Origin of the sequence: Streptomyces atratus (genome assembly GCF_014648655.1) — a bacterium.
In the GTDB taxonomy this organism is placed as follows: domain Bacteria; phylum Actinomycetota; class Actinomycetes; order Streptomycetales; family Streptomycetaceae; genus Streptomyces; species Streptomyces atratus.
The window spans coordinates 34,269-46,625 of the sequence record NZ_BMRN01000027.1 but is presented as its reverse complement, the minus strand read 5'-3'; the positions used below and the strand labels follow the sequence as shown (position 1 = coordinate 46,625).

Genomic DNA, 12,357 nt, shown 5'->3' with positions numbered 1-12,357 from the left:
TGGTTCAAAGGGGCCGGGCTCAGGAGGGGCGGCGGACGAGCTCCACGCCGAGCAGTTCCAGACGGACGGCTCCATCGGCGTCGATCAGCGCCGCATCGCAGCGCGCCCCCGTGCTGTGAACCTTCCGGGCTCGCAGCACACACCGCACCGTGCCGTCCACCGGGCCGCGCCGGTACACCCTGCACTCCGCGACGGCCATCGGCAGCGTCGCCGCATCGACTACCTCCTGCGCCCAGAGCAGGGCGAGTTGGAGCGCGCCGTCCAGGGCGGCCGGGTCGAGCGGCCAGTGCTCACCGGACCATTCCAAGTCGCGCACGCCCGCGACGATCGCCTCGGCTCCGTGCTCCGAAACACCGTGCAGCGAGCGGACGGAGTGGAAGCGGGGGCCGTGGAAGAGGCTCTCCCCGTCGTACAACTCGGTGCGGTCCAGCGGCTTGAGGCCGTCCGGGCTGTCCCACGTGGCCGGATCCGGCTCTTCGGTCCCGGTGTCCAGCACGGCCCGGAAGTACGCCACCCCGCTCTCCCCGCGCAGTTCCGCCTCCAGCCCCGTCGATGAACCGGCCGCGCCCCGGCTGCCGTGCACGGTGAGCCGGTGGCCTGTGCCGGCCAGTTCGGGCAGGGTGCACTTCTGGTACACCCGCAGGTCGCGCAGGACGAGTGGGCCGGCACCCGGCAGCCAGGCGGTGGCCGCCCCCGCGAACCAGTTCAGGACCATCGCCACGGGCAGCACGGGAACCCCGGTGAGCGCGTGGTCGGCCAGCTGCGGCAGGTTGTCCGCCCGGACCAGCAGCTGAGCCGGACGTGGATCGCCGGCCGGGGACAGGGCCGCCGGATCGTCCCCGGCCACCAGGACGACGCGGGCCTCACCGGCTGTGCCGTCCAGCTCGGCCGTGAAAGCGGCCGCCCCTTGCTCCAGAGGGATCAGCGGAACCCCGGACCGGCCGAAATGCCCGGCCAGAGCGGGCGTGACCATGCCGCCGCGCCACGGCCCCCAGGCGACGCACCGCACCAGACAGCCGGGGCGGCGGGCCTGCTCCGCCGACGCGACCTGACCCAGGATCTCGTTGGCCATGGCGTAGTCGCTCTGCCCCGCGTTGCCGAACACGGCGGCCACCGAGGAGAACAGGCAGATCACGTCCAGCGGATCGTCCGCCGTCGCGGCCAGCAGCGCGCGCAGACCGTCCACCTTGGTGGACATCACCTGCTCGACCTGCTCGTCGGTCTTGTCGGCGATCCGCTTGTCGGCCAGTACTCCCGCACCGTGCACGATGCCGGTGACCGGCCCCCACGCGTCACGTACGTCGCGCAGTGCGGCGGCGACGGCGTCGCCGTCGCGGACGTCCAGCTGGACGTACCGGACGAGGGATCCCGCCGCCTCCAGCGCATCCAGCGTCGCCCGCACCTCGCGCGCGGCCAGGATCTCCCGGGCCCGCGCCGCGATCCGGGCGGGCGAGGAGTTCTCCGCGCCCTCGGCCGAACGCTCGGCGAGCAGCCGGGTGAGCGCCGGTTCGTCGGCGGCCGACGCGAGCCCTGCGGGCTCAGGAGCCGGTGCCGTCCTGCCGAGCAGCACGATCCGCGGACGATGGGTCCTGGCCAGGTCCAGCAGCGCGGCGGAGGTCACCCCGCGGGCCCCTCCGGTGGCCACGATCACCGACTCCGAGGTGATCCGCCGGGTGCTGCCGGGCATCACCGGCGCGGGTACCGTCCGCAGGGTGGTGCGGGTGCCGTCCGCGCGGAGACCTGTTTCCGGGTCAGGGCCGCCTTCCAGCAGTTCCCGCACGATCGCCTCGGCGACCTCCTCGTCGCTCCGACCGCCCCGCTCGCAGTCGACGGCCTTGACCGAGACACCCGGCCACTCCTTCGCCACGGTCCTGGTCAGACCGGCGACGCCGCCCAGCCACGCGCGGTCGGGTGCGTGGCCGTCGAGCCCGAAGTCGCCTCCGGTGTCCTGCACGGCCACGAACAGTCCGCCCCGTTCGGCGGCCTGTGCCGCCACCGCGCGCGCCGCGCGGAACACCGACCGGTGGACCTCCCGCGCATGGTCCGGCGTGCCGTCCCCGGTCAGCCCGCCGAGGTGCACGACTCCGCGCGCGTCCTCGGGCACCTCCGCCACGGCGGTGGCGTCCACGCCGTGCTCCGCCAGCTTCCGCGCGACGAGGGCGGTGATCGCGTCGCCGTCGGCGCCCCCGCCCGTCACCACGAGCGGCCCGTCCAGGAGCCCTGCCGTCGCCAGGCCGGACGCCGGTGACTCCACCGCGCGCTGCACCAGCCTCGTCAGCACCGTCTTCAGCCCGGACCCGGTGCGCATGGCGGGGATCTCCGGGACGGCGGGGGGTCCGGTCACGGCAGGTGAATCCGGCGCCGGGGCCCCCGGCGTCCGGTCGGCCGCGGTGAGCGCCTCGACGATCTCGCGCAGCGTGCGGAGTTTACCGAGCTGTCCGATGTCTCCCGTCGCCACGTCGCCCACCCTCTGGCGTACGGCCGACAGAATCTCGACGCGCTTGATCGAGTCGACTCCCAGATCCGCCTCCAACTCCATGTCCACGTTGAGCATCTCCGTCGGGTAGCCGGTGAGCCGGGCCACCACCGAGAGCAGTAGTTCCTCCAGTTCCGGCGCCGACAGAGGCGCGGCATCGGCGGCCGGTGCCGAGGGGGCCACCGGGACGGCGGCCGGGGCCCGTTCCTCGGCGGCGACCGGTGCGGGCGACGGCATCTCGCCGGGCCCTGCGGGTACGAAGGTGGGCCCTGCGGGTACGGAGGCGGGCACGGCGACCGCTGCCGGGGGCGGTGTCGCGGGTGCCGGGGCCCGCCGGGGTGCCGAAGGACGGGGGAGCGGCAGCGGTGCCGGGGGAGCCGGGGCGTCGAGCACGGCGCCGACGCCCGGTGCCCCGAGCATCGCGGCCAGGGTGGTCTCGGTCATCCGCAGAAAAGCCATATGGCTGTCGGTCAGCATGCGTTGGCAGGCCGCGTGGGCCTGTGCCGTCTGCCGCTGGACGCTCTCCACCGCGGCATACCACCCGGGGCCGAGGTCGGCATCGGGCTCGGCGCCGTACGCGGGCGCGGGGTCGTAGACGGGCACGGGGTCGTGCGACGGCTCGGCTCCGTACGCGGGCTCCGGTTCCTGGGCGGGCGCCGTCCCGTGGGCCGACGGCTCCGGAGTGTGGGCGGGAGCGGGTGCGTATGCGGACATGGGAACCGCCAGGATGTCGGACGAGGGGGCGGGGGCGGGATGCGGGTGGCTTTCCGGCATGCGTTCCGGCGCGGGCACGGGCGGCTGCGGTTCGGCGGCTCCGGTGCGGGGCGGGTAGAGCCGACCGTAGTTGGCTCCGCTGATCTGCACGGTCATCCGGGGCTTGCGCTCCTTCACTGAGGTTCCGGGCGAGGCGTACGGCGCCCAGAGGGATTCGAAGTCCAGAGGGATACCGCGTACGGCGAGTTCACCGAGCGCGGTGTGCAGGGTGCTGACCCCGGACCGGTCCGCCCGGTCCAGGGGGACGGCCGCGTGCTCGCGGCCACCCAGGATCTGTCCGACCAGGCCGGTCAGCGCGGTGCCCGCGCCGACCTCGACGAAGGTCCGCACCCCTGCCGCGTACATCGCCTCGATCTGGTCCTGGAAGAGCACAGGTGAGGCCAGGTGGTCGGCGATCCGGCGGCGTACCCCGTCGGGCGACGACGGGTACGGTTCCGCGTCCGCGTTGCCGTACACCTCGATCCGGGGCTCCGTGAGCGGGACCGTACGCAGGAACGCGGCGAGCGGCTCACCGGCCGGGGCGACCAGCGGGCTGTGGAAAGCGGTCGAAGTGGTCAGCCGGCGTGTGCCGACACCCTCGGCCGCGAACGCCTTCTCGGCGCGTGCGACAGCCTCCCTCGTACCCGAAAGCACCACCTGAAGCGGGGAGTTGAGGTTGGCCGGCCAGATGTCGCCGAACTCTTCACCGGCCAGCACCGCCACCACGTGCTCGCGGTCCGCCGCCACGGCCAGCATCGCGCCCGGTACGCCGGCCGCGTCCCGCATCAGCTCACCGCGCCTGCGGGCCAGACCGACCAGCGCATCGGCGTCCAGGGCACCCGCGCAGTGCAGCGCCACCAGCTCACCGAAACTGTGGCCCGCCACGCAGTCCGGTTGCAGCCCCAGACCCCGCAGTACGGCCAGCAGGGCGAGCGCGTGCACCGCGAGCGCGGGCTGCGCCCACTCGGTGGCGGCCAGACGCGCGGCCTGGGCCGCGCGTTCCTTGTCGGCGAAGGCGGGCGGCGGAAACACCAACCGGTGCAGGGGCCGCCCGTCGAACCTGGTGCCGCCCAGCCGGTCCCACACGGCCTGGGCGGCCGGTGACAGCATCGCGAGGCCGGCGCCCATCCCGATGTACTGGGATCCCTGCCCCGGAAACAGGAACGCGAGACGGCCGGGCACGGGATCCCCGAAGGCGTACCGGACACCGTTCGGTGTCGAGAACGCCGTGCCGGGCCGCTGCCGGATCAGCGTGAGCGCCAGCGCGTACTTCTCCCTCAGGTTCTCGGTGTCCGTGGCGACGACGGCCAGCCGCACCGGATCGGTGGGCGAGAACGCGCTGTGGCTCTCCCGGGCGAGCGCGGCCAGCGGACGGTCGTCGTACGCTTCCGGCGGCACCAGGTCGGACGGCGACGCGCCGCTGAACAGGACGAGTTCGCTCGGTGCGGAGCGATGGCGCGGCGGCACCCGGGCCAGGGTGCCCGAGGGCACGTACTCCTCCAGCGTGACGTGGAAGTTACTGCCCCCGAAGCCGAAGCTCGACACCGACGCCCGGCGCGGATGACCGGCGGACCGCACCCACGGCCGGGCCTCGGTGTTGACGTAGAACGGGCCGTCCGGGGCGGCTGCCGCCGGCATCGGCCGGTCGACCTTGATGGTCGGCGGCAGCACCTTGTGGTGCAGGGCCATGACCGCCTTGAGCAGCCCCGCCGCGCCCGCCGCACACTTGGTGTGGCCGATCTGCGACTTGACCGAGCCGATCGCGCACCACTGCCCGTCCGTACGTCCCGTCTCCTCGAACACCTCGCGCAGCGCCGTCAGTTCGGCGGTGTCCCCGGCCTTCGTGCCGGTCCCGTGGGCCTCGACCAGTTCCACGGTCTGCGGACCGTAGCCGGCCTCCTCGTAGGCGCGTCGCAGAGCCCGTGCCTGACCGTCGGGAAGCGGCGCGTAGATCGCCGTACCCCTGCCGTCGGACGAGGTGCCGATGCCCCGGATCACCGCGTGGATCCGGTCGCCGTCCCGCTCCGCGTCGGACAGTCGCTTCAGTGCGTACATGACGACCGCTTCGCCGAGCATGGTGCCGTCCGCCGCATCCGAGAACGGACGGCAGTCACCGGTGCGGGAGAGCGCGGGCGTCTTGGAGAAGCACAGGAACATGCCGATGTCGTTCCCGGTGTCCACACCGCCGCTGATCACCAGGTCGGTCCGCCCGAGGGTCAGCTCACCGACTGCCGTGGACAGTGCCGCCAGGGAGCTGGCACAGGCGGCGTCGGTGGTGTGGTTGGTGCCGTGCAGGTCGAACCGGTTGGCGATCCGGCCCGCGACGACATTGCCGAGCAGGCCGGGGAAGGTCGACTCCTGCCACGGGCTGAAGTGCGCCGAGATGCGATCGCACACGGCCTGCGCCTCGGCCTCGGCGAGACCGCTCTCCCGCAGCGCCTTCAGCCACACCGGGCGGTGTGCGCGCCCGTACATGTGCGGGAGCAGCTCCAGGGAGGCCGCGCCGAGGACGACGCCGACCCGGTCCCGGTCCATGCCCGACAGACCGCCGGCATCGATCAGCACTTGGTCGGCGACCATCAGGGCGAGCAGTTGGGAGGTGTCCGTCGCCGACAGGTTGGCGGGCGGCACACCGTACGCCAACGGGTCGAAGTCCACCTCCGGCAGGAACGCGCCGCGGCGGGCGTACGTCTTGTCGGGGGCGGCCGGATCGGGGTCGTAGTGGTCCGCCACCAGCCAGCGGGAGGCCGGCACTTCAGTGATCAGGTCCCGGCCGCCGGTCAGGATCCGCCAGTAGCCTGCCGCGTCCGTCGCGCCGGGCACCAGGGCGCCGACACCGACCACGGCGATGGGCACCTGCCCACGGGGGCAGGCGGACACGCTGTCTCCCCGGGGCCGGACGGCTGCCGCTGACGCCTCCGGGGCGCCGGGGCCGCTCATGCCAGCCCGCGCGGGGTGTAGGCGAATGCCTCGGACGGCAACGGAACTCCATAGGTGCGCAGTTGATGGGCGCGGGTGAGCACCGCAGCGCCTTCCAGCAGGTTGAGCGCGATCTGCACCACGGACCGGTTCGCCGGTTCGGCCAGGAACGTGCCCGCAACCCAGCGGTTGAACGCGCCCGTCGCCGGCCCGCACCAGATCTGGTAGTCGGTACGCCGGGCCGCCTCGCCGGTGATCGCCCACCTACTGGAACTGCCCAGGTACCAGCGGAAGACCAGAGCCATACGGTGCTTCGGATCGGCCTTTGCACGCGTGATCTCCGAGGGGTCGCGCCGCTCCCAGAACGCGCGCGTGTGCTGCCAGACCTCATCGAACGAGGCGCGCAGCACGTCCCGTTCGATCGCGGCGCGAACCGTGGGTGGGATCTCCTCCAACGAACCGTGCGCCCGGTAGGCCGCGTGGAGCCTGCCGGCCCGTTGGGCGAACATAGTCCCGCGGGACAGTACTTGCAGCGTGACACCCAGCTCGAACATGTCCGCCGCCGGTGCCATGGCCACATCGGCGACATCCGCCTCGCAGAGCATCGCCTTGGCCTCTTCGGACAGGCCCGCCTCGGTGGCGGTCTGGTTCACCGATCCGACGACCACGTAGGACGCGCCGAGTGCGAAGGCGGCGGCCACCGCGGCCGGCGTGCCCAGCCCGCCGGCCGCGCCGATCCTGACCGGTCGGCGGTAGTCGAATCGCCGGCACAGCGCGTCGCGCAGCAGGGCGATCCTCGGCAGCAGGGCCGACAACGGCCGGTTGTCGGTGTGACCTCCGCTGTCGGCCTCCACGGTGATGTCCTCGGCCACCGGCACCAGGGCCGCCAGGCCGGCCTCCTGCGGGGTCAGCTTCCCCTGGACGACGAGCCGGTCCAGCAGCGCGGCCGGGGCGGGCGAGAGGAACCTCTCGGCCACCTCGGGCCGGGAGACCTTGGCGAGCATCCGCGTGCGCCGGACGATTCCGCCGTCGGCGCCGCGGCGCAGTCCCCGGGCCGAGCACAGCACGACGGCCGGGGTGAGCTCCATGAACGCCGACGCCGAGATCCGGGGCACACCGCAGCGCAGCAGCAGCTCGGCGACGCGGAACTCCAGCGCGGGTTCGGCCGGTGAGTGGATGAGGTTCACGCCCCAGTTCGAACGGGACCGCAGCTCCCCGGCCAGCGCGTGCACGGCCCGCTCCACATCGGCATACGCCAGGCCGCCGGCGCCGAAGAACCCGAGCATCTCCGCCCGGGCCATCGCGGACACCATCCGGGTGGTCGCGATGCCGTTCGCCATCTCGCCCGCCACATAGGGGAAACGGACGCCGTGCGCCTCGCAGAAGGTGCGCCCGCCGAGCCACTCGGGGTACAGCGGCGGCAGCGTCCCGAGCACCGGGTTGTTGGATACGGGACCGGCCGCGAGCCCCAGTTCACGGCCGTTCGGCCCGCTGACGATGTGTACGGGTTCCCGGATCCGTCGGGCACGGGCGGCGATCTCCTCGGGGGAGAATACCGGCGAGGACGCGGCAGGGGCGACGGGAGCGGAGAGGACGGACACGGCGGGGCTCCAGCGGGAGAGAAGGTGTGCGGGTCAGGCGTAGCGGACGGACGGGAACGCGGCGGTGGACGACGGTCCGGCGGGAACACGGTCCCTCGGGACCAGTCCGGACCACAGGTAGTCGAGGTCCACCCGGTCGGAGGCCGCCGACGATCCGAACAGGGCCCGGACCCGGGTGTCGTCGAAGCGTCGTCGGTGGGTCAGGTAGGCCGTCAGACCCGGGTAGAAGCCCACCAGCGCCTCCAGCGCCGACAGGTCCTCCGGCTCCGTGGCGACCAGGTCGATCGACAACTCGACCAGCCGTTCCAGCAGGGTTGCGATCGTCAGCACGGGCACGTCGCGGTCATGGACGACGTGGTACGTGTCGACTCCGCCCGAGGGCGTCCGGCCGGCCAGCCGCACCATGACCTCGGCCGCGTGTTCCACCTGCATCAGGTTCAGCCGGCTGTGCGGATGACCCACCAACCGGACGCGGGGACGGCCGCCCGGGTCGGCGCCGTGGGGGGCGTCGGGTCCTTCGCCGTCGTGGCCCGGGATTCCGCGGCCGGCGGTGCGTCGCGCGTCGCGCAGAATCCGCTCGATGACCTGAAGCGGATGCGAGGGCAGTTCCGGGTGCGGCGGCAGGTCCGTGACGAGGATGCTCGGCCGCAGCACCACGACCGGGCGGCGGTGCTCCCGCGACCACGCGTGGATCAACACCTCCGCCTCGTACTTGGAGCGTTCGTAGGCGTTCTCGAAGCCGTACGCGTCGTCCAGCTCGTCCTCGTACGCCACCCCCTCACGCCGGCTCCCGGCGACGAAAGCGGTACTCACGTGGTGGACCACGGGCCTCTCGCGTCCGGCGGCGGCCAACTCCAGTACATGCCGGGTTCCTTCGACGTTGGTCCGGCGCAGCTCGGGAAGGTCTCCCTCCAGGTTGATGCTGCCCGCACTGTGCCAGATCGCGCCGAGACCGTCGGCCAACTCCTGGAACGCGCGCCTGGACAGCCCCAGCCCGGGTTGCTCCAACTCGGTCTCCACCACCCGCAGCCGGTCGGGGAGTTCGGCGACGAACGCCTCGGGCACGCCGGTCAGTGCGAAGAACCGGGTGATGCGGTGCAGCGCGTCGCCCGACCCCGCGTGGACCAGGACCGTCACCGACCGGTGCGTGTCGAGCAGACGGCGCAGCAGGCGCAGTCCGAGGAATCCGGTGGCGCCGGTGAGGGCGACGTGCATGACCTTGGCTCCAAGGGCTCCGAAACGGGACAGGACCGCTACCGCGTGCGAGGGCGGTGAACGCCGGGGCTGTTGCGGCGGCCGGGGAGGCGAGATGTATCCGGCCCTTCCGCGGCGCGGCATGACACCGGCGGTCGCGGCGTGCGCGGCCTGAACTCGTCCGGGCGACCCGGTGCGACGGGCGTCCGCCGGCCCCCCGGTTCCTCCGGCCCCGCCCGGGGCTGCTCAGGCCCTCTCCCGGGCTTGATGACCACTGGCGCACGGCACACAGTGTCAGACGGCGGAAGGTGATGGAGCACCCGATCCCACCGGCTCACCCGAATGAAGTACCCACGCCACGGTCCGTGTGCGTCCCGGACGGCTCGTCGTAGCTCCCGCCGCGAGCCGGGGCGCCCGGCCGTACGGACGCGACGGAAGCACTCGGGACCGAGCGGGCCGCCCGGAGGACCGTCCCCCTTTCGGGTGATCTCGCGGGCGGTGGCCGGCAGGCGGTCCCGGGCGGCTCCGCGTCCCCGCAGGCGTGCGGTGACGGGCGTCGAGCCCAGTGGGGCAGGCGGGGAGCCCGTACTTCGGGGGCTGCGGGCGAGTACGGCCGTTCACCGCGGCCGGATATAAACCGTACTTATTCAGGCCGAGGTGACGCGTTCGGCGTCGCTGCGGACGCGCACCGGTCGGCGGCCCTTCCGATCGGTGGTCCGTCCCGGTCGGTCGGGGTGGCCGAGCGCCCGGCCTCGCCCCGCCTGCCTGTCCCTTGGCGCGAACTGGAGTTCCCCGATGCCCGTGTCCGATCCGTCAGCCCGGTCCGTTCCCCTACCCAGCCACCCCGCCCACTCGGTCGACCGCGCGTTCCTCAGCATGGAGCGCCGCCACCCCGATGTCCGCTGGGACGCCGGCGGTGTCGCGTACCTGAGCGGTCCGCCCCCGAGCCTGACGGACTTTCGCGCGTACGTGGGCTCACGCCTGGGCCGGCTGCCGCTGCTCATGAGCCGGGTCGAGGGCGGCTCACGGCGCCCCCGGTGGCGGCCGGACGCGGACTTCACCGTCGACCGGCACGTCCACGAGGTGGTCGCAGAGGGCCCCGCAGGGTGGGACGACGCCCTGCACACCGCGCTCGACACGCCGTTCGCGCCCGGCACCTACTGGGGGGTCTGGCTGGTCCACGGCCATGTGCCTGACGAGTACGCCGTGTGCTACCGCTTCCACCACGCCTGCCAGGACGGCTCGGCCGCCGCGATGACTTTCCGGACCATGCTGGGCGAGGGGGAGCCCTCGGCCCGCCCGGTGCCGAGGAAGGGCCGCCTGACCTGTCTGCCCCGACGGGTGGGTACGGCAGTCGGGCTGACCACGAAGTTCCTGGCCGGCTCCCTCGCCGTTCGCGGCCACCGTCCGGCCGTCCCCTTCGTCCCCACGGGAGAGCGTCGGCTGTGGCGGGGCCGCGTACCGGCGGACGCCCTCCGCCGGATCGCTGCGGCACATGGCGGATCGGCACACGACGTCCATCTGGCCGCGCTCGCCGGGGCGTTGTCGGCCTGGTCGGCCCGGTCCGGCGTACCGCTTCCTCGGGTGACGGCGCTGCTGCCCGTTGACGCACGCCGCCCTGACGAGGAACAGACCTGGGGCAACCGCTGCTTCGCCCTGCCGCTGGAGCTGCCCGTGCGGACCGCCCAGGAAAGAGGGACCGGATCCCGGAACGGAGACTCGCCCCTTCGGCGACTGGAGCACGTCATGGCCACGACCCGGAAACTGCGGGGCGAGGTGTGGCGGCAGGCCATTCAGGACCTGGTCCACTACATGCCGGACCGCCCGACCGAGTGGTACCTGCGAAGGATGCTCTCCCCGCGCGTCACCGACGTCATGGCCACGTCCATGCCGGTCGCCGACAAGGGAAGTCTGGGGGACAGCCGGGTGACGGGCGTCGCCCTGCTCCCCCTGCTCGTGCCCGGGCACCTCTTCGGAGTGGGCCTGTCGTTCTTCGGCAACTGGACCGAGTCGTCCTTCGTGGCTGACCGCGCTCTTCCGCTCGGGGAACTGCTTCCGGAGCTTTGGGAGCAGGCCGTGGGTGAACTGGAGGGAACCTCCGCGCCGGTGTGAACGCGGAGGCGCCGGGGGCCGTACCGATCGCTCGGATGTGGCCCCGGGCCAAGCCGTCTGTCTCAGACCACCGCTTCGAGTTCTGCCAGGGCCGTCAGCCACAGCCCCGGGAGGTCCGCGCCGCGGGCGAAGGCCGTGTCGTGGACGACGGAGAGCGCGCACTCGGCCCGGTACCTGAGCAGCGTCAGATGACAGAGCTGACCGGGCAGGGGAGCGCCCAGCCCGAGCGCGCCGTCCAACCGTGCCTCACCGAGGACCGGCTGTGGCACGGCCGCGGGGAAGTAGGTGCCGGTGAGGGAGGCGTGGCGCGGACGCATGAGCAGCCGCAGCGTGCCGAGGCTCACCGGACGCGGCGCGCGCCGCATGAGAGCGCGGGAGGTGTGCATCCTCCGCTCGACGCGCCCAGGCTCCAATTGACGTGAGAGAGAGGCGAGACGGCGCAGAGGAAGGGGCTCCTCGCAGGGCAGCCGGAGACGCACCATGCTGAGGAAGTTGCCCACCGCGCCCCGTTCGCCGCCGGTCCGGACGGACAGGGGCCAGAGGAGGGTGAGAGGAGCCGGACGTTCTTCCTCGGCCAGGGCGACAGCCCTCATCGCCCCGGTCAGCGCGGTCAGGAAGACCGCGCTGACGTCGGTACCGAGGGCCCGGGAGACAGCGAGCAACCGCCGGGTCTGCACCGTCCCGACGGCCGTGGCGAGCTCTCCCGTCGGCGGCCGACGCAACACGGACCAGGTGCCGCTGCCCCGCAGGCTCCGAGCGACGTCGCTCGTGATGCCCAGCACGGCACGGGAGGAGCCCCGCCCCCCGCTGTCGGCGGGCGGAGGCGTGTCCTGGACGCCGGGCGACCTTTGCGGTGCGACGCGCGGGGTGAACAGCGTCCGCAGTAGGTGGTGATGCCCCGCGCCGTCTTCCAGAGCGTGGTTGATGCGGAACACCAGCACGTACTCGGGCAGGCCGGTGGCATCGGTGTACCCGTGAATCAGCCAGAGGTCCCAGGGCGGGCGGGGTGCGGCCGGCAGCGGCTGCATCAGCACTTCCTGGAGACAGTTCTGCCATTGCTCCCGGGGATCCGTCATGAGCAGATCGTGTACATGTTGACGCAGGTCGAGGTCCGGGACGGGCACGAAGCAGGGACGAGGCCCCAGCCCCTCCTCGACACGGTGGGTCAGCGTCGGAAGGTCCGCGAGCCTGGCCCGTACGTGCCGATGCAGGGCGTCCGGTGAGGGCGGCTCCCCACGGAAGCGCACCGCCCACCCCACCGCCAACTGGTGCGTGCCGGACATCCGGTGGAACACCTGGCTG

5 protein-coding genes are annotated in these 12,357 nt (G+C 73.0%); 1 reads left to right on the top strand and 4 read right to left on the bottom strand.

The features are described 5' to 3' along the window. Window positions 1–19: 19 nt before the first annotated feature. From IEZ15_RS30490 to IEZ15_RS30480, 3 genes are read right to left on the bottom strand one after another with little or no spacing between them, the layout of a single operon-like run. Window positions 20–6,109: an SDR family NAD(P)-dependent oxidoreductase gene (locus IEZ15_RS30490; protein ID WP_373302645.1), complete on the bottom strand. Its 6,090-nt coding sequence runs from the start codon at window positions 6,107–6,109 to the stop codon at window positions 20–22. A gap of 56 nt (window positions 6,110–6,165) precedes the next feature. Continuing rightward, window positions 6,166–7,749: a PfaD family polyunsaturated fatty acid/polyketide biosynthesis protein gene (locus IEZ15_RS30485; protein WP_189280250.1), complete on the bottom strand. Its 1,584-nt coding sequence runs from the start codon at window positions 7,747–7,749 to the stop codon at window positions 6,166–6,168. Between the two features lie 33 nt (window positions 7,750–7,782). Beyond that, on the bottom strand, window positions 7,783–8,964 hold the full coding sequence (locus IEZ15_RS30480) for an SDR family oxidoreductase (protein WP_189280249.1): 1,182 nt from the start codon (window positions 8,962–8,964) through the stop codon (window positions 7,783–7,785). A 774-nt stretch (window positions 8,965–9,738) separates the two neighbouring features. Between IEZ15_RS30480 and IEZ15_RS30475 the strand changes: the two genes are divergently transcribed. Next, the gene (locus tag IEZ15_RS30475) at window positions 9,739–11,055 is read left to right on the top strand and encodes a wax ester/triacylglycerol synthase domain-containing protein (protein ID WP_189280248.1); all 1,317 of its coding nucleotides are present in this window, start codon (window positions 9,739–9,741) and stop codon (window positions 11,053–11,055) included. A gap of 62 nt (window positions 11,056–11,117) precedes the next feature. Here IEZ15_RS30475 and IEZ15_RS30470 read toward each other — a convergent pair whose 3' ends face one another. After that, a complete protein-coding gene (locus IEZ15_RS30470) occupies window positions 11,118–12,338 on the bottom strand; it encodes a wax ester/triacylglycerol synthase domain-containing protein (protein ID WP_189280247.1) in 1,221 nt (406 codons plus the stop codon). Window positions 12,339–12,357 lie beyond the last annotated feature (19 nt).